Consider the following 23,739-nt stretch of genomic DNA (forward strand, 5'->3'; position numbering starts at 1 on the left):
GGAGTGAAACATGAGCCATCATCTGCAGTTCTTCATCGACGGCGCCTGGGTGGATCCGGTGACGCCGGCGCGCATCGACGTGATCGACCCGTCCACCGAAGAGGTCTATACCCAGATCTCGGCCGGCTCCAGGGCCGATGTGGACCGTGCCGTCGCTGCCGCGAAGGCTGCCTTTGCCAGCTTCTCCCTCGTGCCGAAGGAAGAGCGCCTGGCGCTGCTGAAGCGCATTCTCGAGGTCTACAACGCCCGTTACGAGGACATCGCCAGGGCCGTCAGCCAAGAAATGGGCGCGCCGATTTCCTTTGCCCGCAACGCGCAGGCCTGGGCCGGACAGGCCCACATGGAAGCCACCATCCGCGCCATGGAGGAATTCGAGTTCAGCCATCGCCGCGGAAGCTCGATGATCGTCAAGGAGCCGATCGGCGTCTGCGCGCTCATCACGCCGTGGAACTGGCCGCTGAACCAGATCGTCTGCAAGGTGGCGCCCGCGATTGCCGCCGGCTGCACCGTGGTGCTGAAGCCGTCCGAGATCGCGCCGATATCCGGCATCGTCTGGGCGGAGATCATGGAAGAAGCCGGCACGCCGAAGGGTGTGTTCAACCTCGTCAACGGCACCGGCCCCGATGTCGGACAGGTCATGGCCGGCCATCCCGACGTGGACATGGTCTCCTTCACCGGCTCCACCCGCGCCGGCATCATCGTGGCGAAGACCGCCGCCGATACGGTCAAGCGCGTGGCGCAGGAACTCGGCGGCAAATCCGCCAACATCATCCTGCCTGACGCGGATTTCGAGAATGCGGTGATCCAGGGCGTGCAGGGCTGCTTCGGCAATACCGGCCAGTCCTGCGACGCGCCGACGCGCATGCTGGTGCCCGCAGACCGACACGACGAGGCGCTGGCCATTGCGAAGACCGCCGCCGAGGCCATGAAGGTCGGCGATCCCCGCTCGGAGGAAACCGAGCTCGGCCCCGTCGTCTCGGAGATGCAGTACAACAAGATCCAGGGTCTCATCGAGAAGGGCATCAAGGAAGGGGCAACGCTCGTCACCGGCGGCCTCGGCCGGCCGGAAGGGCTGAACCGCGGCTACTATGTCCGCCCCACTGTCTTCGGCCACGTGAAGCCGGGCATGACCATCGAGCGGGAGGAGATCTTCGGGCCGGTTCTCTCCGTCATTTCCTACGAGAACGAGGAAGAGGCGATCCGCATCGCCAACGACACGGTCTACGGCCTTGCCGCCTACATCCAGTCGAAGGACATCGAGCACGCCCGGCGGGTGGCGCTCCGGATGCGTGCGGGCACGGTGAATCTCAACTATCCGGACTGGGACACGATGGCACCCTTCGGCGGCTACAAGCAGTCCGGCAACGGGCGCGAATATGCCGACTGGGGCATCCACGATTTCCTGGAGATCAAGGGCATCGTCGGCTACGGCGACTGATACCCGCGTCTTTCGGCCGGGGCGTGAGGACCGCGCCCCGGCCAAACCCATGCCATTTCGCATTATGCCTTTGAATTATTTGTGGGAAGCCTGCATTCCCGGGCATCCGGCAATCGGATAGCCTCTCGAACCGAACCGCCACCCGGCCGGTGCATGTCCCGACGCCCTTTCGACCGAAGCTGCCATGACAAGCCACGAACAGCATCAATACCGCCTGGGCGCCTTCTACGTCGCGATGTCGGCGCTGGCCTGGTCGCTGTCCGGTCTGTTCGTCCGATCCATCACGACGGACCTGACCACGCTCCTGTGCGTGCGCGGCATGATATCCGGCACGGCGGTCTTTGCCTTCTTCTTCTATCTCGAAGGCGCGCGCGGCTTTGCCATCCTGCGCTCCATGGGCTGGCCCTTCGTCGTCATCACCTTCTTCTCGGCGGCGAGCATGATCTCCGGGATCGGCTCGATGTGGTATGCCTCGGTGGCGGATGCGATGGTCATCTATGCCACCACGCCGTTCCTCACCGCAGGCGTCGCCTTCCTGATGATCCGGGAAATCCCCAGCCGCTCGACCATCGTCGCGGCCGGCGTCGCGCTGTTCGGCGTCCTGATCATGCTCGCCGATCGCAGCGGCGGCACGGGCAGCCTCTTCGGCAAGTTCCTGGCCTTCGTCATGGCGGTCACGGTTGCCTTCATGGCCACCTTCATGCGCCAGCACAAGACGATGAACATGCTGCCGGCCATGGCGGCCTCTGCCTGGCTCTGCTCGCTTTCCACCATCTGGTTTGCCAGTCCGCTTTCCGTTTCCGCCCATAATCTCGGGCTGATCTTTGCCTTCGCCATCCTGCAGAACGCGATGGGCCTCATCCTCTATACCTTCGGCAGCCACCGCATTCCCGCTGCCGATGCAAGCCTGCTGGTTTCGCTGGAAGTGCCGTTGACACCGCTCTGGGTGTGGCTCTTCATGAGCGAGACGCCGAGCCTCGGCACCATCATCGGCGGCAGCGTGGTGGCGATTGCGCTCTTCTCGCATATCGCCGTCGAGATGCGCCGCAACCGCGCGCCTTCCGGAGCAACCGCATGAAACCCAATGTTCTTCTGATCACCGCCGACCAGTGGCGCGGCGACAGCCTTTCGGCCGTCGGCCATCCGCTGGTGAAGACGCCGCATGTGGATGCGCTGGCCGCCGAGGGCGTGCTCTTCGAGCGACACTATGCCAGCGCCGCGCCCTGCTCGCCGGCCCGTGCCGGCCTTTATACCGGCCTCTACCAGATGAACCACCGGGTCTGCCGCAACGGTTCGCCCCTCGACCATCGCTTCGACAACGTGGCCCTTGCCGCCCGCCGTGCGGGCTATGATGCCACGCTGTTCGGCTATACCGATACCGCGCCCGATCCGCGCCGGCTCGATCCGAACGATCCCCATCTCACCACCTATGAAGGGGTGCTTCCGGGGTTCACCGTGCGCCAGCTGCTGACCGAGGACGAAAAGCAGTGGCTGTCCTGGCTGCGCGCCCGCGGTCATGCCGGGGCCACGAGCCGCGACGTGCACCTGCCCGTGGAGGCGCGGCCGGGCGAGGTGACCCGCAATCCGCCGGCCTATGCCGCGGAGGAAACCCAGTCGGCCTTCCTCGCCGGCGAGTTCCTGCGCTGGGTGGAAGAGCAGGACCGGCCATGGTTTGCCCATGTGTCCTTCATCCGCCCGCATCCGCCCTTCGTCGTTCCAGAACCGTTCAACCGTCTCTACCCGCCCCAGCCGGAGGAGGGCTTCCACCGGGCGGCAAGCCGCGATGCGGAGATGGCGCTTCATCCCTATCTTGCCTTCGACCTGCCGAACCAGCGCAAGGCAAGCTTCCTGCACGGAGCGCCCGGCCGCGTGAGCGAATGGAGCGCTGCCGAGATCGCCGAGATCCGCGCGATCTATCACGGCATGATCACCGAGACCGACCATCAGCTCGGCCGCATCTTCGACCAGCTGAAGGCGCTCGGCGCGTGGGACAACACCATCGTCGTCTTCACGTCCGATCACGCGGAAATGGCCGGAGACCACTGGTCCTTCGGAAAGGGCGGCTTCTTCGACGGCAGCTATCACATCCCGCTCGTCATCCGCGACCCGCGCCGGAAGGCTTCGGCCGGAGGCCGGGTGCGGCACTTCACTTCGGCAGCAGACATTTTCCCCACTCTCTCGCAGATCTGGGCGGTCGAGCCCGCAAATGCGCTCGACGGCGCTTCTCTCGTGCCGTTCCTCGATGGCGCCACGCCGCGGCACTGGCGGGACGCAGCCTTCTTCGAGTTCGATTTCCGCGATGTGGAAACGGGCCTTGCGGAAAGCCACTTCGGCCTTGCGCCGCAGGAATGCAATCTCGCGGTGCTGAGGGACGAGCGGTACAAGTACGTGCATTTCAACCGCCTGCCGCCGCTGCTCTTCGATCTCGCCGAAGATCCGTCCGAACGGATCAATCGTGCCGAGGACCCCGCCTATCTTCCGATCCGCCTCGCTTTCGCCGAAAAGCTCCTGTCTCTCAGGGCCACGCATCTGGACCAGACGCTTGCGCTCACCACCTTGACCGACAGGGGAGCCATTTCGGCAGGGCCGCGAACGTGAGTGCGCCAAGCCCGGTCCGCATGCGGACCTGCCACCCGCTGGCAGGGAGGCGGAACAGGGATCGTGTGGAGTGAGCGTGCAAACGGGATCAGCCGAGGACATCAGGGAACAGAACCGGCGCGACGACGGAACCAATCACCGGCTATCTGAAACGCTGGAGGCACTGGCAACCGACGAAAGCCGCGAGCGCATCTCGGTCCGGGACATCTTCGAGGCCATGGGCGATCGGGCCTTCGGAGCCCTGATGCTCGTCTTCGCCCTGCCGAACATCATACCGACGCCGCCGGGCACCTCTGCCGTCCTGGGCGCGCCGCTCGTCTTCCTGACGGCGCAGCTGGCGCTCGGGCTGAAGCCCTGGCTGCCAGGGCTGATTGCCGACCGTTCCATGAGCCGCCTGGATTTTGCCGCCCTGACGGAGCGTATCGCGCCCTGGCTTGCCAAGGCGGAGCGTCTGCTGAAGCCGCGCCTGACGGGCCTCGTCGGACATCCGGCCGAATATGTGGTGGGGGCGATCTGCCTGATCCTCGCCGTCATCCTCACCTTGCCGATACCGCTCGGCAACATGCTGCCGGCGCTTTCGATCTGCCTTTTCTCGCTCGCCATTCTCGAGCGGGACGGTCTGTTCACCATCCTCGGCACGCTGATGGCGGCCGTCTCCGTCGTGGTTGTGGGCGGTGTCGTCTATGCGCTCGTCAAGACATTGATCTTCCTCGTCTCCTCTGCTCTGATGTGATCGATTTCAACGGTTCCTGAAGGCCGGGAGGACAGATGCTCAAGGGAATTTCACCGCTGCTCGATGCGGATCTGCTGCATGCGTTGCGCTCGATGGGACATGGCGACCTCATCGCCATCGTCGACACCAATTTTCCCGCCGACACCTTTGCCCGCAGCACGGTTCTCGGCAGGCCGCTGAAGATCGGCTGCAACACGGCGGCCGAGGCAGTACAGGCCATTCTCGGCGTGATGCCGCTCGATACCTTCGTGGATCACGCCGCCTTCCGCATGGAGGTGGTCGGCGCCCCCGACGAGGTGCCCGAGGTGCAGCGCGAGGTCCAGGCGGAAGTAAACCGGGCGGAGGGCAAGGACTGGGCCCTTCATCCGGTGGAGCGCTACGCCTTCTACGAAAAGGCAAGGTCTGCCTATTGCATCGTCCAGACCGGGGATCGCCGTTTCTATGGTTGCTTCGCCTTCATGATGGGCGTGATCCCGCCGGAGGCGTGAGCGTTCGTCCATGCTGATCGCTGCCCTGCAGATGGAGCCGGTGCCGGCCGATACCGGCGCCAATCTTGCCAAGATAGAGCGCGCGGCCAGAAGCGCCGCGGCCATGGGCGTGACCCTGCTGGTTGCGCCGGAACTCGCCGTCTCCGGCTATTCGCTGGGTGCGCGCTTTGCCACCATCGCAGAGCCGGCCGAAGGGCCGTCGATTGCCCGCATCCGCGCCATGGCGGCGGAGCAGGGCATGGCCATTTGCGTCGGCTTTCCGGAGCGGGCCGACGGGGTGGTCTACAACTCGGCCGTCCTCGCAACACCCTCGGGCGATCTCCACATCTACCGCAAATGCCATCTCTACGGCCCGAAGGAGCGGGCGGCCTTTGCAGTCTCCACCGCGCCGCCGGCGGTCTTCGAGCTCGGCGGGCTGAAGGTCGGCATGCTGATCTGCTACGACGTGGAGTTCCCGGAAATGGTGCGGGGGCTGGCCCTTCAGGGCGCGCAGCTCGTGCTCGTGCCGACGGCGCTGCCGGCGGGGCCATCTGCCCGGCAGGTCTCGCGCCTCATCGTCCCCTCGCGGGCGATGGAGAACCAGCTGTTCATCGCCTATGCGGATCTCTGCGGGGTGGAAAACGGGGCTGCCTATGAAGGGCGCTCCGTCATTGCCGCACCGGATGGCGAGTATCTTGCCCGTGCCGGCCGGGACGAGACGCTGCTCTTTGCCCGGATCAACCCGGCGGCCTATGCGGTGACGGAGGCGGAAACGCCATACCTCGCGGACCGGATGCCCGAAGTTTACCGCAAGCTGCTTCCCTGAAGACGGCAGGAGGCTAAACCGACCTCATCGCGCGGCAGCCCGGCATGGCGTCCTGCCCGCACGGCGACCCGGTACGGGAGTCCGACGCCTCAGGCGCCCGCTTCGAAATAGGTCTGAAGCTCTGCCACCCGCCCGGCCCGCTCCATCGCCAGCGGCCCCTTCGCGGCGCCGATGCCATGGACCGCAAGCTCGATGAGCGCTGCCACCGCGATGGGGTCCATCGCGCTGCCGCGGGGACATGCGGGCAGCCGGATGACCATGTCGGCGGCCTGCGCCGGCTCGACGCGCATGCGATGGGTGAAGAGCAGCACGCGCAGGCCCGTTTCCTTCGCCGCGCGACAGAGCCGCTCGAGGCGCGATGCCCCGACACGGTCGTCCAGCACCGTCAGCAGCCCGTCGTCCCGACGGGTCGCCAGCAGTTCGAGATAGATGCCATCCGTGCCGTCGACGTGGCGCACGCGATCGCGCACTTCGGCAAGGCGGCAGGCGAAATGGGCTGCCAGCGGCTGGGTCGGGCCCCAGGATGCGACGAAGACCTCTGCCGGCCGCGCAAGAAGTTCGATCATCTGGCGCCAGGCCGGCTCTGCCCGGAGAGCCTGGACCTGGTGGAGCGATTCCACCTGGTCACGCAGGTGGTCGAAACCGCGCTGCGGCTCGCTGACACCGGGATTGGCATGGGCCACCTCGGCCGATGCCGCGGCGGCGCTGGTGCGAACCTGCCGCAGCTGATGCGACTCGATATCCATGGCCCGCAGGAAGCGGCCGACCGTCATGGGGCTGAGGTCGAGCCTGTCGGCCACGGTTGCCGCCGTCTCGAAGGAGATGTCTGCCGGATGCTCGAGGTAGTAGCGGGCAAGGCGCTTCTCCGCCGGGGTGCCACTTTTCAGGCTTTGGTTGAATTTTTCAAACAAGCTGTCCAACAGTCCCCGAGCTCCCGCATGCTCGTGTGTTCGGGAAAGCCTTGGAAAATCCTCAGGCTAACCACTACCCCACGTATCTCATTAAGCGTCAATTTATATAAGGATATTCTTTGTTTACAAGTGGGATTTGTGGATAACCGCAGAAAAATTGCAAAAAACGTATCGCGTCTCGCCTCTGTTGAAACGGGGGCAAGGTTTTCGGAACACGGCGCGGGTCCGGTGTCAGCCGGGCTGGGGGCCTGGCAGGGGAACGGGAACATCGGCCGTCTTGCCCTCGAACTTGCAGATGTCGGCGATGACGCAATGCTCGCATTCGGGCCGGCGCGCCTTGCAGCAATAGCGTCCGTGCAGGATCAGCCAGTGATGGGCGTGGAAGAGGTAGTCCTCGGGGATGATCCGCATCAGCTTGTCCTCCACCTCGTCCGGCGTCTTGCCGGGGGCGAGCTTCAGCCGGTTTCCGAGGCGGAAGACATGGGTATCCACGGCCATGGTGGGGATGCCGAAGGCCATGGACATCACCACATTCGCCGTCTTGCGTCCCACGCCGGGCAGCGTCATCAGCTCCTCGCGCGTGCGCGGCACCTCGCCGCCGTAATCGCGGATGAGCTTCTCGCTGAGCGCGATCACGTTCTTTGCCTTGTTGCGGTAGAGGCCGATGGTCCTGATGTAGCCGATCAGCCGTTCCTCGCCGAGATCGAGCATCTTCTGCGGCGTGTCCGCCACCTTGAAGAGGTCGCGGGTCGCCCTGTTCACGCCGACATCCGTCGCCTGCGCGGACAGCGCCACCGCCACCACCAGCGTGAAGGGGTTTACATGCTCGAGCTCGCCCTTGGGTTCGGGCCGCACGATCGAGAAGCGGCGGAAGATCTCGCGGATCTCCGCCTCGCTATAGGCGGTGAGCGAGGTCCGGCGCCGGCGCGAGGCGCCTGCCTTCTGCGCGGCTGCCCCTTTGCGGCGTCCTGTCGCGTTTGACTTTTTCCAATTTTCGGTGCTGGATTCCGGCTTCGGTGTCTTCATGGAAAACCTATAGCGAGACGCGATGACGGAAATCAACGGCGAGCTGATCAACGAACATCCGGTCTTTGCGGCCGAGCTGGTGCCGCACCGTTCGCTCGGGCGGCGGGGCTGGAAGGTTCTCATGCTGCTGACGGGCGTGCTGACTGTGGCGCATGTGGCCGTCTTCCTGATGAGCGGCGCCTGGCCGGTGGCGCTGTTCTTCGGCATCGATTTCGCCCTGCTGTACGGCGCCTTCTATCTGAACTACCGCGCGGGCCTGGAGCGCGAGGAGGTGTTCGTCTCGCGCACCCGCCTTCTGGTGCGCAAGATCAAGCCCTCGGGGCAGGCCAGGGAGATCGGCTTCAATCCCTTTCGTGCCCGTTTCGACGTGAAGCGGCATACGGATATCGGCATCGTTTCCATGCTGCTCTCCGGGGAAGGCCGGCGCACCGATATCGGCTCCTTCCTGAACCTCGACGACCGGGAGAGCTTCGCCAAGGCGCTGACCGGCGCGCTTGCCACCGTCAAGCGCCGGATCTGACAAGAAACGGGTGGCGGGAGCGGGGCTTTCGGTGTTCTCTGGGCCTCAAGGAGAACGACCATGACCATCAATCAGGCCATCTACAAGGACATCACCCCCGAGGGCAGCGATTACGAAACGGTCAGCCGGGTGATCGAGCTCGTCACCGAGGATTATCGCAGCCAGCCCAGCCTGGACGAGATCGCCAGGCGGCTCGGCCAGTCGCCGACGCAGCTGCAGAAGACCTTCACCCGCTGGGCCGGCCTTTCGCCCAAGGCCTTCCTGCAGGCCGTCACGCTCGACCACGCCAAGCGGCTTCTCGCCACGGAGGGCCTGCCGCTTCTCGAAACCGCGCTGGAGGTCGGTCTTTCCGGACCGGGCCGGCTCCACGATCTCTTCGTCACCCATGAGGCGATGTCGCCCGGCGAATGGAAGGCGAGGGGCGGCGGGCTGGTGATTCGCTGGGGTTTCCATCCCTCTCCCTTCGGCCTCGCCCTCGTGATGGCGACGGAGCGGGGCCTTGCCGGTCTCGCCTTCGCGGACGGCGACGAGGAGGCCTGCTTCAGGGACATGGCGGAGCGCTGGCCGAATGCGGAATTCGTCCGCGATCAGGCGCTGACGGCCCCCTATGTCGGGCGCATCTTCGATCCCGCCAGCTGGAACAGCGACCAACCCTTGCGCGTTGTGCTGATAGGAACGGATTTCCAGGTGCGGGTCTGGGAAAGCCTGCTGCGCATTCCGCTTGGACGGGCGGTCACCTATTCGGACATCGCCCGCGATATCGGGCAGCCGACCGCCTCCCGGGCCGTCGGCGCGGCTGTAGGGCGCAACCCCCTGTCCTTCGTGGTGCCCTGCCATCGGGCGCTCGGCAAGAGCGGCGCGCTGACCGGCTACCACTGGGGTCTCACCCGCAAGCGTGCCATGCTCGGCTGGGAAGCCGCGCGGGCAAACGGCATCCTCGCGGAGGCCTGAGCCACCGAACCCCTTGGCCCGCCGGCGTGCTTGACAAGCGGCCGGCTCGGTGGCGATAGTCGGATCGCGACACCGGGCCAGCCCCGGGGAGGATATCGATGGTTTCGACAGGTGCGACATCGCAGGCAGTGAAAGGCCCACGGGGCCTTTTCGGCGTTTGCGTGCCCTTTGCCCGGCGATATTGGCGGGTCCGGTTTGGCCGCCTTGCGGGCTATCGCGGCTGAGAGACCGCCTGCTTTCCCCGCTCCATTCCGCACCGCCTCCACAGACTATCGTCTTCAAGCATCACAAGGACCAGGATCCCATGACTTCCAAGCTTGACCAGCTCCGCGCCATGACCACCGTGGTGGCCGATACCGGCGACATCGAGGCGGTCGCCCGCCTGAAACCGGTGGATTGCACCACGAACCCCACCATCGTCCTGAAGGCCTTGGGAACGCCGATGTTCGCCGATGCGATCAAGGAAGCCGTTGCCTGGGGCAAGAGCCAGGGCGGCTCCGCGGAAGCGGTGGTGGCCGCCGTGGCCGACCGTCTAGCGATTTCCGTCGGGGCGGCACTGGCCGGCCTCGTGCCGGGCCGCGTCTCGACCGAAGTCGATGCCGACCTTTCCTTCGATACCTATGCCTCGGTCGAGAAGGGCCGGGCCATCATCAAGGCCTATGAGGCGCGCGGCATTGCACGCGAACGCATCCTCATCAAGCTCGCCTCCACCTGGGAGGGCATCCGGGCCGCCGAGCAGTTGCAGAAGGAAGGCATCGACTGCAACCTGACGCTCCTCTTCTCCAAGGCCCAGGCGATTGCCTGCGCCGATGCCGGGGCCTTCCTCATCTCGCCCTTCGTGGGCCGCATCCTCGACTGGTACGCCAAGTCGACCGGCCAGACCTACACCGCGGAAGAGGATCCGGGCGTGCAGTCGGTCCGCGCCATCTACAACTACTACAAGGCGAACGGCATCAAGACGATCGTGATGGGCGCTTCCTTCCGCAATGCGGGCGAGATCGAGGCCCTTGCCGGTTGCGACCGCCTGACCATCAGCCCGGCGCTGCTGGACGAGCTTTCCAAGGCCGAAGGCACCCTTGCACGCCGCCTCTCGCCGGAAAAGGCGGAAGCCGAAGCCCCGGTCACGATGGACGAGAAGACCTTCCGCTGGATGATGAACGAAGATGCCATGGCGACCGAGAAGCTGTCGGAAGGCATCCGCCTCTTTGCCAAGGACCTCGTTGCGCTGCGCAGCATGGTCGCCAAGGAAATGGCAGCCTGAACCGGACCGTTTCCGCAGACAGGCAAGGCGCCGCCCCGCGCGGCGCCTTTTTTCATGGGTACCCGCCGTTCGTCAGAGCGACCAGATCCGGCGGGCATTGAGCCCGAGAATGGCCCTGCGGTCATCGGGGGCGAGATCGGCGAGAAGCGCATGCGTCGCCGCCACCCAGGTGGACAGCGTGCCGCCCAGCGTCACGACCGGCCAGTCGCTGCCCCAGACCATGCGCGCCGGACCGAAGCATTCCAGCACCGTATCCACATAGGGCCGGAGCGTCGCCACCTCCCAGCTGCCGGGATCGGCATAGGCGACGATGCCGGAAAGCTTGACCGTCACGTTCGGCCGCTCGGCAACGCGGGCAATGCCTCTCGCCCAGCCTTCATGGGCGGCGGAGGCGATATCCGGCACGCCGCAATGATCGAGGACGAAGGTAACGTCGGGGGCGAGATCGAGGAGGGCGAGAACCTTCTCCACCTGATGCGGCAGCGTGCAGAGATCGAAGGTCAGCCGCGTGCCGGACAGGCGGCGGATGTTTTCGCGGAACAGGGCGCCTTCGGACACCTCATCCGGAACGACATGCAGCACGCGGCGGAACCCCTTGACGAAGGGATCGGCCAGCGACTGGTCGAGGAAGGCGGGAAAATCCGGGCTTTCGGGCCGGCAGGAGGAAATCGCGCCGCGGATCAGCGAGCCCGGCGCAGCGGCAATATCCGCCACCATCCGGGTTTCCTGCGAAATATCCGTTTCCGCCACGTCCACTTCCATGTGCAGCACGTCGGTGATGCCGGCCCGGCGCGCCTCGCGGGCATAGGCATCGTAGAGATGATCCCGATTCAGCGCTTCCACCCCGGCAAGCCAGGGATAGGACAGGCGCGACCTGTCGATCAGGTGGAGATGGCTATCCACGAACATCCGTCAATCCTCCCGCGGGCCCTCCGGGCCCGATGCGGCAAGACTATACTCACGGAAAAATAGTTCATTCAAATAGAAAAAGCGGAAGGCGTCAGATCTCCGTCTCGGCTCGCCCTGCGACGATGTCCGAAATCTGCTCCGCAGCCGACCTCACATGGGCAATCACGTCCTCGAAGCGCGGCGCGCCCGGGGTCAGCGGCGAGATATAGGGGCAGGTGAGGGCCGCAAGGGCATTGCCATCGAGGGACAGGACCGGCGCGGAAATGTTGCGGACGCCCGCAGTCTGCAGACTGTCCATGGTTTCGAAGCCGCGCGCCACGATCTGCTCCAGCCGTGCCTCGAAATCGTCCGGCCGGCGCGTTTCCTGTTTCAGGCGCTCCTGTTCGCTCATCATCATGGCCCGCTGTCCGGCGTCCCGGAAGGCGAGAAGCACATGGCCGGAGCCGGTGTTGTAAAGGCTGATGCTGGCCCCCACGCGGATCGAAATGCCCCAGTAGGTGGGACTGTCCTGCTGGGCGATCACGACGACCGAGCCGCGATCGTAGACGGCGAGATGGCAGGATTGCTCCGCCTTGTTGGAAAACTCGCGCATGATGGGTGTGGCAAAGGACACAAGCCGCCGCACCGGCGCATGGAAATGCGCCAGGCCAAAGAGCTTGAGCGTGAGGAAGAAGCGGTCGCCGCCCTGCCGCTCCACATAGCCGCGGCGCACCAGACGGTCCAGCATCCGGTAGAACTCGTTGGGGCTCTTGTTCAGCGCCTTGGCAATCTCGGCCTGTGTCAGCCCGCCATCCGTATGGGCAAGCAGTTCGAGGATATCCAGCCCCTTGTCGAGGGCGGGGGCGCGGTAGCGTTCCGTTTCGTCTTCCGTGGCCAAGGCCGTCTTCCCGATCGATGTTTTCGTCTTCATATAGGAATGGCGGGCGCCTGCAAATCGGCTGCGGTCCCGCCTTGACGCCGCAGCGTCTCGCTGTTTACATATAAATGGTCTTCCCATATTTGCAAAGCGGAGGATCGATCTGCCCGGGAGCCCGTCTCCCGCGGGATCATGGCGCAGGCATTCGATCCTGCGCGGCATCGGAGGGAGGGCAATGGCAATGGCACATCACGGTCTGGAAGGCAGGACGGTTCTGGTGACGGCCGCGGCGCAGGGCATCGGCCGCGCGACGGCGGAGCGCTTCGTTGCCCTCGGTGCCCATGTCGTTGCCACCGACATCAACATGGATGCGCTGGCGAGCCTCGAAGGGGCGCAGAAGGAAAGGCTCAACGTGCTTGACGGGGATGAGGTCCGGGCATTCGTCGGAGGCCTCGGCACCGTGGACGTGCTCTTCAACTGTGCCGGCTTCGTTCATGCGGGCACCATCCTCGACTGCGAGGAAAAGGATTGGGACTTCTCCTTCGACCTGAATGCCAAGGCCATGTTCCGGCTCTGCAAGGCGGTGCTGCCGGGCATGCTCGCCAAGGGCGGGGGATCCATCCTCAACATGGCCTCGGTCGCCTCCAGCGTGAAGGGCGTGCCCAACCGTTTCGCCTATTGCGCTTCGAAGGCCGCGGTCATCGGACTGACCAAATCCATCGCGGCGGATTTCGTCACCCGGGGCATCCGTTGCAACGCCATCTGCCCGGGCACCGTGGACAGCCCGTCGCTGCATGACCGGCTGCGGGCGACGGGCGACTACGAGAAGGCGCTCGGCGATTTCATTGCCCGCCAGCCCATGGGGCGGATCGGCACGCCGGAGGAGATCGCGGCGCTGGTGACCTACCTTGCCGGCGACGAGGCCGCCTTCACGACAGGGCAGATCCACATCATCGATGGTGGCTGGTCGAACTGAGCCCGCTTTTGCTCCGTCCCATCCTGCGCTAGAGCTGTGTCGATGCGGGAGGCGGGTGCGGCATGGCGGATGACGGTCAGCGGGACGTGAAATGGTCGGGCGGGGCGCTGTTCCGCCTGCACCCGGCGCTCATCATCGGGCTCGGCGTCGGGGTGACGGCATGGCTGGTCCTGCATACCGGCTCCTTCAGCGCCGACAATCTGGTGATCGGCTGGGATGTGGGCGTCTTCGCCTATCTCGTCGTCAGCTGGTATTTTATGCTCACCAGCACGGTTGCACGGATGAAGCGCCGGGCCAACGACATCGACCTTCCCGACAGCCAGATCCTGTTCTTCTCGCTGGTTTCGGCCGTGGCGAGCCTTTCGGTAATCTTCCTCTTGCTGCAGGGGGTTCACCAGTCTCCCGCCCATCCCTTCTCCGCAAGGCCCATCGAGACCGTCGGCACGCTGGTGCTGTCATGGATCTTCGTGCACACGCTCTTCACGGTGCATTACGCCCATACCTTCTACGCGAACGAGGGCGCGGCGCGGGGGCTTCGCTTCCCGGAGGATTGCAGCGAGCCCGTCTACTGGGATTTCCTCTATTTCTCCTTCACCATCGGCGTCGCGGCGCAGACCGCCGACGTCTCCGTCACCAGCATGCCCATGCGGCGGCTGGTGCTTGCCCATTCCATCCTGTCCTTCCTGTTCAACACGACGATCCTGGCGTTGGCAGTAAATGTGGGCGCGAGCTTGATCTGAAGGCCTTGAGGAGGGCCTGAAGCATTGTCTGCCGTCATCCTCGGGCTTGTCCCGAGGATCTGTCCCCTGTCTTTGTGGGCGCGAGAGCGGAATTTGAGGAAGTGTCGGCAGATCCTCGGGACAAGCCCGAGGATGACGGCTTCAGATGCGAACGTCCGGCAGAACGTATTGCCGCAATGGCCTGCGGTTCCCCGAAGATCGCGGGGCCCGACGTGGAGAACGCCAGGCCCCGCCATCGATTATCCGTGCGCGATCATCACGTGGCGGACGGCGGTGTAGTCTTCCAGCGCGTAGATCGACATGTCTTTGCCATAGCCCGACTGCTTCACGCCGCCATGGGGCATTTCATTGGTCAGCATGAAGTGGGTGTTCACCCAGGTGCAGCCATACTGCAGGCGGGAGGCGGTCTTCATGGCGAGCGAGATGTCCTTGGTCCAGACGGAGGAGGCAAGGCCGTAGTCGCTGTCATTGGCCCAGGCAATCGCCTGATCCGTCTCGTCGAAGCGGGTGACGGAGACGACAGGGCCGAAGACTTCGCGGCGGACGATCTCGTCGTCCTGCAGCGCGCCGGCCACCACCGTCGGCTGGAAGAAATAGCCCCTGTCGCCCAGCACCTTGCCGCCGGCGGTGATCTCGATGTGCTTCAGCTCCGCGGCGCGGGAAACGAAGCTTTCCACGCGGTCGCGCTGGCGGCGCGAGATGAGCGGGCCGATTTCGTTTTCGGTGTCGTCGGCCTGGTTGAGCTTGATGGTCGAGACGGCCGAAGAGAGATCGGCGACGAGACGGTCATAGATCTTCGCATCCGCATAGATGCGGCAGGCGGCGGTGCAGTCCTGGCCGGCATTGTAATAGCCGAAGGTGCGGATGCCGGCGACGACGGCTTCGAGATCGGCATCGGCATGCACGATGACCGGGGCCTTGCCGCCGAGTTCCAGGTGGGTGCGCTTGACGGTCTTGGAGGCTGCCGCGAGCACCTTCTTGCCGGTCGCGACGTCGCCCGTGATCGAGACCATCGCGATCTTCGGATGGTTGATCAGCGCGTTGCCGACGCTTTCGCCGCGGCCGAGCACGACATTGACGACGCCCTCCGGCAGGATGTCGGCAAGCACCTTGGCGAGCTTCAGCGCCGTCAGCGGCGTCTGTTCCGACGGCTTGAAGACGACCGTGTTGCCGGCGCCGATGGCGGGTGCAAGCTTCCAGGCCATCATCATCAGCGGATAGTTCCACGGCGCGATGGAGCCGATGATGCCGATGGGATCGCGACGGATCATCGAGGTGTGACCGGGCAGATACTCGCCGGCCACAGGGCCATGAAGCGAGCGCACCGCGCCGGCAAAGAAGCGCCAGCAATCCACGATGGCGGGGATTTCGTCATTCTTCACCGCATTGATCGGCTTGCCGCAGTTCAGCGCTTCGAGCGCCGCGAAGCCGTCGGCATCCCTCTCGATGGCGTCGGCGATCTGCAGCAGATAGGCCGAGCGCTGGGCCGGCGTGGTCTGCGACCAGCTCGCGAAAGCCTTCTCGGCCGCATCCACCGCCTGGTCGAGCTGCGACAGCGAGGCTTCGGCGATCTTCAGGATGGTTTCGCCGGTCTTCGGGTTGAAGATCTGTTCCTCGGTTTCCGTGCCCGCTTCGAAGGCGGAACCGATCAGCATTTGCGTGTCCATGGTAGTCTCCCTTGGCATGTGCAGATTGGAGTGTCATTTGCCGCCGCCGGCGATCTGGTCGCCGTCGCGGGTGAGGTAGTAGGCTGCCAGGATGGGCAGGAAGGTCGCGAGCACCACGATCATCGCCACCACGTTGGTGACAGGCCGCTGGCGCGGACGGATCAGCTCTTCCAGCATCCAGATCGGCAAGGTGGACTGCTGGCCGCCGGTGAAGGTGGTCACGATCACCTCGTCGAAGGAGAGCGCGAAGGCCAGCATGCCGCCTGCCAGCAGCGCGGTCGCGATGTTGGGCAGGATCACGTGGCGGAACGTCTGGAAGCCGTCCGCCCCGAGATCGTAGGAGGCCTCGATCAGCGAGCCCGAGGTGCGCCGGAACCGGGCCACCGCGTTGTTGTAGACCACGACGACGCAGAAGGTGGCGTGGCCGAGGATGATCGTCCACATCGAGAAGGGGATGTCGAGGATCGAGAAGGCGGAGCGCAGGGCGATGCCGGTGATGATGCCGGGCAGGGCGATCGGCAGGATGACGAGGAGCGAGATCGCTTCCCGCCCGAAGAACTTCGAGCGCGAGACTGCCGCCGCCGCGAGCGTGCCGAGCACCAGCGCGATGGCCGTGGCGATGGCGCCCACCTTCAGCGAGAGGGTCAGCGCCTGCCAGACATCCGGCCGCTCCCAGGCCACACCGAACCACTTCAGCGTGAAGCCCGGTGGCGGCCACTGGTAGCTCTTCTCTTCCGTGGTGAAGGCATAGGCGAAGATCAGCAGGATCGGCAGGTGCAGGAAGAGCAGGCCACCGATGGCGGCGATCTTCAGCGCCGGAGAGGCGGTGTGACGGTCAGAGCGCATCGAAGGCTCCCTTCTTCTTGGCAGCCCAGAGATAGACGGCCATTATCAGGATCGGCACGACGGAGAAGGCGGCGGCAAGCGGCACGTTGCCGGCTGTGCCCTGCTGGGTGTAGACCGCCTGCCCGATGAAGAGCCTCGACGAACCGATGATCTGCGGGATGATGTAGTCGCCGAGCGTGAGCGAGAAGGTGAAGATCGAGCCCGCGATCACGCCCGGCAGGGCCAGCGGCAGAAGCACCGTGCGGAAGGTCTGGTTCGGCGTTGCCCCGAGGTCGCCCGCCGCTTCGATGAGGTTGGAGGGCACCCGCTCCAGCGCGGCCTGCGTCGGCAGGATCATGTAGGGCAGCCAGATGTAGACGAAGACGATGAAGGTGCCGAGATAGCTGACGGACAGCGAATTGCCGCCGATCACGGGCAGGGAGAGGATGCCTTCCAGCAGCCAGGTGAGATGCAGCTGCTCGAAGCCCCAGGTGAGGATGCCCTCCTTGGCGAGGATCAGCTTCCAGGCATAGATCTTCACGAGATAGCTGGACCAGAGCGGCAGCATCACGCCCAGATAGAAGAGCGCCTTCCATTTGCCGTGCGCATAGCGCGCCGCGTAATAGGCGATCGGGAAGGCGATGATGGCCGACGCGACCGTCACCAGCGTCGCCATGGCGACCGTTCTCAGGATGATGTCGAAATTCGAGGCAAGCAGCAGCTGCTTGTAGGTCGACAGCGTGAATTCGTAGACGATCAGGCCGGAGAACTCGTCGATCGAAAAGAAGCTCTGCGCCAGAAGCGACAGGAGCGAACCGATATAGATGATGCCGAGCCACAGCAGCGGCGGGCTCAGCATCAGGATCAAAAGCAGGTTCGGCCTGCGCCAGAAGAGGTCCGAAAGCCGCGCCGTGATGCCGGAGCGCCCCTCGAGAACCGCGGAATTGGAGGTTGCCGTGCTCATGCCGCGCCATCCATGTAGTGCACGTCCGCAGGGTTCCAGCCGAGGCGAACGGTCTCGCCCGGTTCCGGCACCCGTTCCCCGGCCGGCAGCATCACGTGCAGCCGCACGCCTTCCGCCTCGACGCTGAGGCGGGTGGTGGAGCCGAGGAAATTGCTGACGAGGGTCTGCGCGGGAACGCCGCCTTCGGCAACCAGCCGGATCGCTTCCGGCCGCAGGCTTGCCCATTCCGCCTTGCCGCCCATGCGCTGCATGGCCTCGGGCGAGATGACGTTGGACGAGCCGACGAAGTCTGCGACGAAGCGGCTCTGCGGACGCTTGTAGATTTCTTCCGGCGTGCCGGCCTGAACGATCTTGCCGTTGTTGAAGACCGCCACGCGGTCGGCCATCGACAGGGCTTCGCCCTGGTCGTGGGTCACGAAGATGAAGGTGATGCCGAGGGAGCGCTGCAGGGTCTTCAGTTCTTCCTGCATCTGCTCGCGCAGCTTCAGGTCCAGCGCGCCGAGCGGTTCGTCGAGAAGCAGCACCCGGGGCTTGTTGACGAGGGCGCGGGCGAGCGCCACGCGCTGCCGCTGGCCACCGGACAGCTGGCCGGGCTTGCGGCTGCCATAGCCGGGCAGCTTGACGAGTTCGAGCGCCTTTTCCGCTTCCCGGTAGCGCGTCTGCCGGTCGACGCCCTTGACCATCAGTCCGTAGGCGACGTTGTCGAGGATGCTCATGTGGGGGAAGAGCGCGTAATCCTGGAAAACGGTGTTGACGTTGCGCCGGTAGGGCGGCACGCCCCCGGCAGGTTCGCCGAAGATCTTGATTTCGCCGCCGGTCGGCTGCTCGAAGCCCGCGATCAGGCGCAGGCATGTGGTCTTGCCCGAACCGGAGGGGCCGAGCATGGCGAAGAATTCGCCGGGCTTCACGGCGAGATTGACATCGTCGACGGCGCGGACGGCGCCGAAGTGACGGGACGTATGGATGAATTCGACGGCGGGGGTCATGGTTGCTCCAAAAGGGGCGGCCTGCCCGCACGCGGGCAAGCGGGTTTCATGCGGCAAGACGGGGGCGTTTCCGCGCCGGACTGTCCGCACAGACTGATGGTAGAGATCGATCCTCTCCCGCGTCACTTGGCGGGATAGGGCCTCCGGAGACCGGAGGCCCTGGCAAAATCAGCGGCCGCCGATCACGCCGATATAGTCGGATACCCAGCGGTGGTAGGGAACGCACTCACCCTGGGTTTCGCACTTTGCCTTCGGGGTGCGCCAGAACTTGATCTGCTCGAAGTGACCGAAGCCGTTGGTTTCGCAGCCGGCGTCGCCAAGCAGTTCGTTGCCCTTGCACGCTGCCGGCACGGACGGCACGGCGCCGAACCAGGCGGCGACGTCACCCTGAACCTTCGGCTTCAGGGAATGTTCCATCCACATGTAGGCGCAGTTCGGATGCTCGCTGTCGGCATGCAGCATGGTGGTGTCGGCCCAGCCCGTCACGCCTTCTTCCGGGAAGGTGGAGGCGACCTTGGCCTTTTCTGCAGCAAGCAGGTTTACCTGGAACGGCCAGGAACCGGTGGCGACCACGCCTTCGTTCTTGAAGTCGTCGATCTGGATCATGGCGTCGTGCCAGTAGCGGGAGACGAGCTCGCGCTGGCCGCGCAGCAGGTCGAGAGCGGCCTTGTACTGGTCCTCGTTCAGCTCGTAGGGATCCTTGATGCCGAGTTCCGGCTTGTGGGCCATCAGGTAGAGGGCGGCGTCGGCGATGTAGATCGGGCCGTCATAGGCCTGCACGCGGCCCTTGTTGGACTTGCCGTCCGGCAGGGTGGTTTCCTCGAAGACCACCTTCCAGCTCTTCGGAGCTTCGCCCTTGAAGGCATCGGTGTTGTACATCAGCACGTTCGGACCCCAGACATAGGGCGTGCCGTAGTGGGTGCCGTCGACGGTGTGCCAGGGCGCGTTCTGCAGGCGCTCGTCGAGCGACTTCCAGCTGGGAATGAGATCGGTGTTGATCGGCTGCACGCGCTTGCCGGCGATCAGGCGCAGCGAGGCGTCGCCGGAGGCGGTGACGAGGTCGAAGCCGCCCTCGTTCATCAGCGCCACCATTTCGTCGGAGGTGGCCGCGGTCTTGACGGTGACCTTGCAGCCCGTTTCCTTTTCGAAATCGGTGACCCAGTCGTAATTCTTGTCGGTTTCCCCGCGCTCGATGTAGCCGGCCCAGGCGACGATCGAAAGTTCGCCCTCGCCCTTGCCCAACTCCTTCAGCGCTTCTGCGGCAACGGCCTGCGTGGCAAGGCTCATGACCGCAACGAGGCCAGTGCAGGCTTTCAGTAGTTTCTTCATGGTCTTCTCCCGTTTGGCGTTCTTGTAAGAGTTCCGCTCGATGGGGAGAGTGGCGAAAAACCTCAGCTTTCGCAAATTCATTAATCAGAATGTCGGTATCGGAAAATCCGATAGTGTCCGCTCCGCTCGGCGCTAAGAACGTCGGCCTCAGCGCTGCCGGCCGCTGCGGAGCGTCTCGGCGATGCCGACAAAATCGCGCGCGGCCTGCGGAAGACTGGAGCCCTTGCGCCAAACGATGCCCACCTGCACCACCGGAAGCGAGCCCGACACGTCGCGGCTTTCGATGCGGTCGCCTTCGAGCGACCAGGGGCGGTAGACCAGATCCGGCAGGAGGGCGATGCCCGCCCCGGTCGCCACGAGGCTTCGCACCGCTTCCACCGAGCGGGTGCGGAAGGCGACATGCGGTCTTGCGCCGAGCGCGGAAAGAAGCTTGCCCGTATTCTCCTCGATCTCGTCGATGGTGAGCATGATCAGCGGTTCGCGCGCGATGTCCTGCACGCCGATGATCTCGGCACTCACGAGCGGATGTCCGAGCGGAAGCCAGAGGCGATAGGGCGAAGTCTCGAGGATTTCCGCCTGCAGCGCCATGCGGTCGCGCAGGTTCGAGATCACCATGACCGCCACGTCGAGTTCGCCGCCGATGAGCAGGTGTTCCAGATAGCTGCCATTGTCCTCGATCGCCGTCACCTCGACCTCGGGGCAGGCGCGGCGATAGCGGGCGAGAAGATCGGACAGCACGTAACCGGCCACCAGCGAGGTGACGCCGATGTTCAGGCTGCCGGTCGACTGGCTGCGCTCGGTGGAAAAGCTGTTCCGCGCATCGGAAACGGTGGCGAGGATCTTCGTCGCGTGCCGCAGGAACTGGTGTCCGTTGTGGGTGATCGAAAGCCCCCGGGAGTGGCGCTCGAAGAGCTCGACGCCGAGATCGGATTCGAGTTCCCGGATGGCCTCCGTCACGGAAGATTGCGAGATCGACAGGCTGTGGGCAGCGCGCGTGACGGAGCCCAGTTCGGCCACTGCCACGAAATACTGCAATTGCCTCAGGGTGAAAGCCATCAGACCCCTCCCGGCGCCACGCGCCTCACGTGATGACCGGTTCGGGGCCGGCGGGAATGCTCAAGGGGTTCTTCGCCGCCTCGTCGAGCAGCCACTGACGGAATTTCACCGCATCGGGGTTTGGCCGGCGCTTGCCCTCCGTCGTCAGCAGGTAGTGGCCCTGCTCGATGCTGACGGTTCCCGGAAGGCAGCGCACCAGCCTGCCCGTCGACAGCGCCGTTTCCGCCAGGCAGGAGAGAACCACGGCAGGACCCACGCCGGCGGCCGCATATTCCAGTGCCGCAATGGAGGTATCGGTGTTCAGCCCCTCGCTGTTCGGCGGGTTGATGCCGAGCGGCTTCAGGAACCGGTGCCACAGGTTTTCATAGCCCGTGACGTGGATCAGCGGCATGCGGCGGATGAGCTGCTCGATGCCTTCCTTCGTCGACATGTCTTTCACGAGATCCGGGTGGCACACCGCGATCGAGGACGACTGGAGCAGCAGGTAGGCGGTATAGCCGGGCCAGATGCCGTCGCCGAGGCGGATGTCGATATCGGTAGCCTCGTCCGGGTCCGTATGGGACCAGACGACCGACACAAGGCGGATCGAGATTTCCGGATGGGCGGCGAGGAAACTCGGAATGCGGCGCGACAGCCAGAGCCCCAGGAAGGAGATCGGTGCGCGTATGGTGAGGGTGCGCTTCGAGGAGGTGCCGAAAAGCCCGGCGGTCGCCGCGGCCAGTTCGCCGAAGGATCGGCGAAGCGGCGGCAGATAGGCGGCCCCCATCTCCGTCAGCCGGAGACTGCGCGGCAGGCGCTCGAAGAGCGTGACGCCGAGGTGCTTTTCCAGCGAACGGACCTGATGGCTGACGGCGGCCTGCGTGAGGTTCAGTTCCTCGGCTGCGGCAGTGAAGCTGGAATGGCGCGCGGCAGCCTCGAAGGCACGCAGCCAGGGAAGCGGCGGCAGGTGGTAGCCGGTCGGTTGAAGGGTATCGGACATTGCACGCGATGCTGTATGGTCGGAGCCCAATTCTATACATAAATGATCGGCCATGGGAAGCGAGCCGCGCCGTCGTTCAGGGTCGGTCCGCAAGGATCAGGTCTCCCGCCCTGGCGCCGATCATGATGGCCGCGGCATTGGTGTTTCCGGAAATGACCGACGGGAAAACCGATGCATCCGCCACCCGAAGGCCTTGCAGGCCATGGACCTTCAGCCTGCTGTCGACGACCGCCCTTGCCGGGTCCGGCCCCATCCGGGCCGTGCCGCAGGCATGATAGACCGTGCCCGAGCGGCGGCGGTAATCCTCCATGAGTTCCTCGTCGCCCGAAATCTTTGGCCCTGGCGCCAGCTCCTCCTCGATGATCGCGGCTAGTGCCGGCTGGGCCGCAATCCGGCGCAGCAGCTTGACGCCCTCCAGCATGTCCCGCCGGTCTTCCTCCGTGCCGAAGGCGTTGGGGCGGATGGCCGGCGCCTCGAAGGGATCGGGCGAACGGGCAAGGATGGTTCCGCGGCTCGTCGGCCGGCAGGAGGAGAGCCCGAGATTGAAGCCGGGGAACGGGTCCGGCGTCAGCAGCGGCCGGGTGCCCACCTTGCCGGTGAAGGTGCTGATGGCCTGCAGGTAGAGCTGGATGTTCGGCCGCTCCAGCCCCGGCCGCGATTTGACGAAACCGCCGCCCTGATTGAGGCTGAGGCTGAGGGGCCCCCCCCCGCGCAGCAGGAAATCCGTGCCGACGGCAAGCTTGCCCCAGAAGGAGCGCAGCTGGGCGTTGAGGCTCTCGCCCTTGGCCCGGTAGCTGTAGTTGATGCCGAGGTGATCCTGCAGATGATGGCCGACGGCGGGGCTTTCGTGGACGATGGGAAGGCCCGCGACCTTCAGGTCCTCGCCCCTGCCGATGCCGGAAAGCTGCAGGAGATGGGGCGTATTGACCGCACCGGCGGCGAGGATGACCTCGCCGGATGCCTCGATGATGGCGTCCGATCCCTGCCGGATCACGGCAATGCCGGTCACGCGGCCGTCCTTCAGGATCAGGCGGGTGACCATGGTGCGCGCGAAGAGGGCCAGGTTCGGCCGCCGCATGGCGGGCCACAGGAAGGCGCGGGCGGAGGAACAGCGCCAGCCGCCCTTGGTGTTGATCTGGTAGATGCCGATCCCTTCCTGGCTCGGCCCGTTGAAATCGTCGTTGTAGCGAAAGCCCGCCTCCACACCCGCCCGGATGAAGCGCTGGGTGAGGGGGTGAAGCATGTCGGAGGGATCGGTGATGTGGATCGGCCCGCCGCGTCCGCGCCATTCGTCCTCGCCCGCCTCGCTGTCCTCGATCTCCTTGAAGGTGGGCAGCACGTCGCGGAAGGCCCAGCCGGGATTTCCTTCCGCCGCCCAGTCGTCATAGTCGGCGGCCGCGCCCCTGATCCAGACCATGGCGTTGATCGATCCCGACCCGCCGATGACCTTGCCGCGTGGCCAGTAGTCGGACTGGCCGGCAAGGCCGGGATCGGGCTCCGCCCGGTAGCCCCAGTTCAGCCGCCGGTCGTAGAAGGTCTTGCCGTAGCCGAGCGGCATCTGCACGAAGAAGCGCCGGTCCGTGCCGCCCGCTTCCACCACCGCGACACGGATCGCGGGGTTGCGCGAGAGCTTTTCGGCGAGCGCCGAGCCTGCCGAACCCGCGCCGACGACGATGTAGTCGAAGCGCCCGAGCGAGGGTGCTGCCTTCGGGCCTGCCATA

The 23,739-nt window shown here is 65.2% G+C and carries 23 protein-coding genes; 11 read left to right on the forward strand and 12 right to left on the reverse strand.

The genetic code is table 11. The annotated features are described in order from the left end of the window. The first annotated feature begins 10 nt into the window (after window positions 1-10). The 6 genes from GGR23_RS00620 to GGR23_RS00645 all read left to right on the forward strand — a co-directional run bounded on the left by GGR23_RS00620 (window position 11) and on the right by GGR23_RS00645 (window position 6,062). Entirely contained in the window at window positions 11-1,438 is a 1,428-nt protein-coding gene (locus tag GGR23_RS00620) for an aldehyde dehydrogenase family protein (protein WP_183364169.1), read from the forward strand. Between the two features lie 184 nt (window positions 1,439-1,622). Then, the gene (locus GGR23_RS00625; protein WP_183364171.1) at window positions 1,623-2,516 is read left to right on the forward strand and encodes a DMT family transporter; all 894 of its coding nucleotides are present in this window, start codon (window positions 1,623-1,625) and stop codon (window positions 2,514-2,516) included. Further along, window positions 2,513-4,036 (forward strand): alkaline phosphatase family protein, encoded by a 1,524-nt coding sequence (locus tag GGR23_RS00630; protein ID WP_183364173.1) that lies wholly within the window; start codon window positions 2,513-2,515, stop codon window positions 4,034-4,036. Before GGR23_RS00625 ends, GGR23_RS00630 begins: the two co-directional genes overlap by 4 nt. A gap of 76 nt (window positions 4,037-4,112) precedes the next feature. Further along, window positions 4,113-4,769, forward strand: coding sequence for an exopolysaccharide biosynthesis protein (locus GGR23_RS00635; RefSeq protein WP_183364895.1), 657 nt, complete (start codon window positions 4,113-4,115; stop codon window positions 4,767-4,769). 35 nt (window positions 4,770-4,804) lie between these two features. Next, window positions 4,805-5,257 (forward strand): RbsD/FucU family protein, encoded by a 453-nt coding sequence (locus tag GGR23_RS00640; RefSeq protein ID WP_183364175.1) that lies wholly within the window; start codon window positions 4,805-4,807, stop codon window positions 5,255-5,257. Window positions 5,258-5,267: 10 nt separating this feature from the next. Next, on the forward strand, window positions 5,268-6,062 hold the full coding sequence (locus GGR23_RS00645) for a carbon-nitrogen hydrolase family protein (protein ID WP_183364176.1): 795 nt from the start codon (window positions 5,268-5,270) through the stop codon (window positions 6,060-6,062). Between the two features lie 89 nt (window positions 6,063-6,151). Here the strand turns inward: GGR23_RS00645 and GGR23_RS00650 are convergent, their stop codons facing one another. Together GGR23_RS00650 and nth are read right to left on the reverse strand one after the other, a co-directional pair. Then, window positions 6,152-6,982: a MurR/RpiR family transcriptional regulator gene (locus GGR23_RS00650; RefSeq protein ID WP_183364177.1), complete on the reverse strand. Its 831-nt coding sequence runs from the start codon at window positions 6,980-6,982 to the stop codon at window positions 6,152-6,154. A 222-nt stretch (window positions 6,983-7,204) separates the two neighbouring features. Continuing rightward, the gene (gene nth, locus GGR23_RS00655; RefSeq protein ID WP_183364178.1) at window positions 7,205-7,999 is read right to left on the reverse strand and encodes an endonuclease III; all 795 of its coding nucleotides are present in this window, start codon (window positions 7,997-7,999) and stop codon (window positions 7,205-7,207) included. Window positions 8,000-8,021: 22 nt separating this feature from the next. On the opposite strand from nth, the gene GGR23_RS00660 reads away from it, so the two are divergent. The 3 genes from GGR23_RS00660 (at window position 8,022) to tal (ending at window position 10,731) form a co-directional block, all read left to right on the forward strand. Continuing rightward, the gene (locus GGR23_RS00660; protein WP_183364179.1) at window positions 8,022-8,519 is read left to right on the forward strand and encodes a DUF2244 domain-containing protein; all 498 of its coding nucleotides are present in this window, start codon (window positions 8,022-8,024) and stop codon (window positions 8,517-8,519) included. Between the two features lie 60 nt (window positions 8,520-8,579). Continuing rightward, complete coding sequence (locus tag GGR23_RS00665) at window positions 8,580-9,470, forward strand: methylated-DNA--[protein]-cysteine S-methyltransferase (protein ID WP_183364180.1); 891 nt, start codon at window positions 8,580-8,582, stop codon at window positions 9,468-9,470. 304 nt (window positions 9,471-9,774) lie between these two features. Continuing rightward, window positions 9,775-10,731, forward strand: coding sequence for a transaldolase (gene tal, locus GGR23_RS00670; RefSeq protein ID WP_183364181.1), 957 nt, complete (start codon window positions 9,775-9,777; stop codon window positions 10,729-10,731). 72 nt (window positions 10,732-10,803) lie between these two features. On the opposite strand, the gene GGR23_RS00675 is transcribed toward tal, so the two are convergent. Then, a complete protein-coding gene (locus GGR23_RS00675) occupies window positions 10,804-11,640 on the reverse strand; it encodes an amidohydrolase family protein (protein WP_183364182.1) in 837 nt (278 codons plus the stop codon). Between the two features lie 91 nt (window positions 11,641-11,731). Continuing rightward, a complete protein-coding gene (locus tag GGR23_RS00680) occupies window positions 11,732-12,550 on the reverse strand; it encodes an IclR family transcriptional regulator (protein ID WP_183364183.1) in 819 nt (272 codons plus the stop codon). A gap of 187 nt (window positions 12,551-12,737) precedes the next feature. On the opposite strand from GGR23_RS00680, the gene GGR23_RS00685 reads away from it, so the two are divergent. Together GGR23_RS00685 and GGR23_RS00690 are read left to right on the forward strand one after the other, a co-directional pair. Next, window positions 12,738-13,472, forward strand: a complete 735-nt coding sequence (locus GGR23_RS00685) for an SDR family oxidoreductase (RefSeq protein ID WP_183364184.1) — start codon at window positions 12,738-12,740, stop codon at window positions 13,470-13,472. Window positions 13,473-13,534: 62 nt separating this feature from the next. Next, the gene (locus GGR23_RS00690) at window positions 13,535-14,212 is read left to right on the forward strand and encodes a DUF1345 domain-containing protein (RefSeq protein WP_183364185.1); all 678 of its coding nucleotides are present in this window, start codon (window positions 13,535-13,537) and stop codon (window positions 14,210-14,212) included. Window positions 14,213-14,451: 239 nt separating this feature from the next. Here GGR23_RS00690 and GGR23_RS00695 read toward each other — a convergent pair whose 3' ends face one another. The 8 genes from GGR23_RS00695 to GGR23_RS00730 form a co-directional block, all read right to left on the reverse strand. After that, window positions 14,452-15,879 (reverse strand): gamma-aminobutyraldehyde dehydrogenase, encoded by a 1,428-nt coding sequence (locus GGR23_RS00695; protein WP_183364186.1) that lies wholly within the window; start codon window positions 15,877-15,879, stop codon window positions 14,452-14,454. Window positions 15,880-15,912: 33 nt separating this feature from the next. After that, a complete protein-coding gene (locus tag GGR23_RS00700; protein WP_183364187.1) occupies window positions 15,913-16,725 on the reverse strand; it encodes an ABC transporter permease in 813 nt (270 codons plus the stop codon). Further along, window positions 16,715-17,668, reverse strand: coding sequence for an ABC transporter permease (locus GGR23_RS00705; RefSeq protein WP_183364188.1), 954 nt, complete (start codon window positions 17,666-17,668; stop codon window positions 16,715-16,717). Before GGR23_RS00705 ends, GGR23_RS00700 begins: the two co-directional genes overlap by 11 nt. After that, window positions 17,665-18,654, reverse strand: a complete 990-nt coding sequence (locus GGR23_RS00710; RefSeq protein WP_183364189.1) for an ABC transporter ATP-binding protein — start codon at window positions 18,652-18,654, stop codon at window positions 17,665-17,667. The genes GGR23_RS00705 and GGR23_RS00710 overlap by 4 nt, the downstream gene beginning before the upstream one ends. Before the next feature lie 168 nt (window positions 18,655-18,822). Further along, complete coding sequence (locus GGR23_RS00715; RefSeq protein WP_183364190.1) at window positions 18,823-19,983, reverse strand: ABC transporter substrate-binding protein; 1,161 nt, start codon at window positions 19,981-19,983, stop codon at window positions 18,823-18,825. Between the two features lie 147 nt (window positions 19,984-20,130). Continuing rightward, on the reverse strand, window positions 20,131-21,039 hold the full coding sequence (locus tag GGR23_RS00720) for a LysR family transcriptional regulator (RefSeq protein ID WP_183364191.1): 909 nt from the start codon (window positions 21,037-21,039) through the stop codon (window positions 20,131-20,133). A 25-nt stretch (window positions 21,040-21,064) separates the two neighbouring features. Beyond that, window positions 21,065-22,018, reverse strand: coding sequence for a LysR family transcriptional regulator (locus GGR23_RS00725; RefSeq protein WP_183364192.1), 954 nt, complete (start codon window positions 22,016-22,018; stop codon window positions 21,065-21,067). 76 nt (window positions 22,019-22,094) lie between these two features. Then, a complete protein-coding gene (locus tag GGR23_RS00730; RefSeq protein ID WP_183364193.1) occupies window positions 22,095-23,738 on the reverse strand; it encodes a GMC family oxidoreductase in 1,644 nt (547 codons plus the stop codon). Between the last annotated feature and the right edge of the window lies 1 nt (window position 23,739).

The sequence above is a fragment of the Gellertiella hungarica genome (assembly GCF_014197145.1).
Lineage (GTDB): Bacteria > Pseudomonadota > Alphaproteobacteria > Rhizobiales > Rhizobiaceae > Gellertiella > Gellertiella hungarica.

Bases quoted from the DNA above. Each gene is read 5' to 3' on its own strand.
- GGR23_RS00710 (WP_183364189.1), bottom strand. From the start codon at position 18,654: ATGACCCCCGCCGTCGAATTCATCCATACGTCCCGTCACTTCGGCGCC.
- tal (WP_183364181.1), top strand. From the start codon at position 9,775: ATGACTTCCAAGCTTGACCAGCTCCGCGCCATGACCACCGTGGTGGCC.
- GGR23_RS00675 (WP_183364182.1), bottom strand. From the start codon at position 11,640: ATGTTCGTGGATAGCCATCTCCACCTGATCGACAGGTCGCGCCTGTCC.
- GGR23_RS00665 (WP_183364180.1), top strand. From the start codon at position 8,580: ATGACCATCAATCAGGCCATCTACAAGGACATCACCCCCGAGGGCAGC.
- GGR23_RS00705 (WP_183364188.1), bottom strand. From the start codon at position 17,668: ATGAGCACGGCAACCTCCAATTCCGCGGTTCTCGAGGGGCGCTCCGGC.
- GGR23_RS00660 (WP_183364179.1), top strand. From the start codon at position 8,022: ATGACGGAAATCAACGGCGAGCTGATCAACGAACATCCGGTCTTTGCG.
- GGR23_RS00715 (WP_183364190.1), bottom strand. From the start codon at position 19,983: ATGAAGAAACTACTGAAAGCCTGCACTGGCCTCGTTGCGGTCATGAGC.
- GGR23_RS00680 (WP_183364183.1), bottom strand. From the start codon at position 12,550: ATGAAGACGAAAACATCGATCGGGAAGACGGCCTTGGCCACGGAAGAC.
- GGR23_RS00690 (WP_183364185.1), top strand. From the start codon at position 13,535: ATGGCGGATGACGGTCAGCGGGACGTGAAATGGTCGGGCGGGGCGCTG.
- GGR23_RS00725 (WP_183364192.1), bottom strand. From the start codon at position 22,018: ATGTCCGATACCCTTCAACCGACCGGCTACCACCTGCCGCCGCTTCCC.
- GGR23_RS00620 (WP_183364169.1), top strand. From the start codon at position 11: ATGAGCCATCATCTGCAGTTCTTCATCGACGGCGCCTGGGTGGATCCG.
- GGR23_RS00685 (WP_183364184.1), top strand. From the start codon at position 12,738: ATGGCACATCACGGTCTGGAAGGCAGGACGGTTCTGGTGACGGCCGCG.
- GGR23_RS00695 (WP_183364186.1), bottom strand. From the start codon at position 15,879: ATGGACACGCAAATGCTGATCGGTTCCGCCTTCGAAGCGGGCACGGAA.
- GGR23_RS00730 (WP_183364193.1), bottom strand. From the start codon at position 23,738: ATGGCAGGCCCGAAGGCAGCACCCTCGCTCGGGCGCTTCGACTACATC.
- GGR23_RS00640 (WP_183364175.1), top strand. From the start codon at position 4,805: ATGCTCAAGGGAATTTCACCGCTGCTCGATGCGGATCTGCTGCATGCG.
- GGR23_RS00645 (WP_183364176.1), top strand. From the start codon at position 5,268: ATGCTGATCGCTGCCCTGCAGATGGAGCCGGTGCCGGCCGATACCGGC.
- nth (WP_183364178.1), bottom strand. From the start codon at position 7,999: ATGAAGACACCGAAGCCGGAATCCAGCACCGAAAATTGGAAAAAGTCA.
- GGR23_RS00720 (WP_183364191.1), bottom strand. From the start codon at position 21,039: ATGGCTTTCACCCTGAGGCAATTGCAGTATTTCGTGGCAGTGGCCGAA.
- GGR23_RS00630 (WP_183364173.1), top strand. From the start codon at position 2,513: ATGAAACCCAATGTTCTTCTGATCACCGCCGACCAGTGGCGCGGCGAC.
- GGR23_RS00625 (WP_183364171.1), top strand. From the start codon at position 1,623: ATGACAAGCCACGAACAGCATCAATACCGCCTGGGCGCCTTCTACGTC.
- GGR23_RS00700 (WP_183364187.1), bottom strand. From the start codon at position 16,725: ATGCGCTCTGACCGTCACACCGCCTCTCCGGCGCTGAAGATCGCCGCC.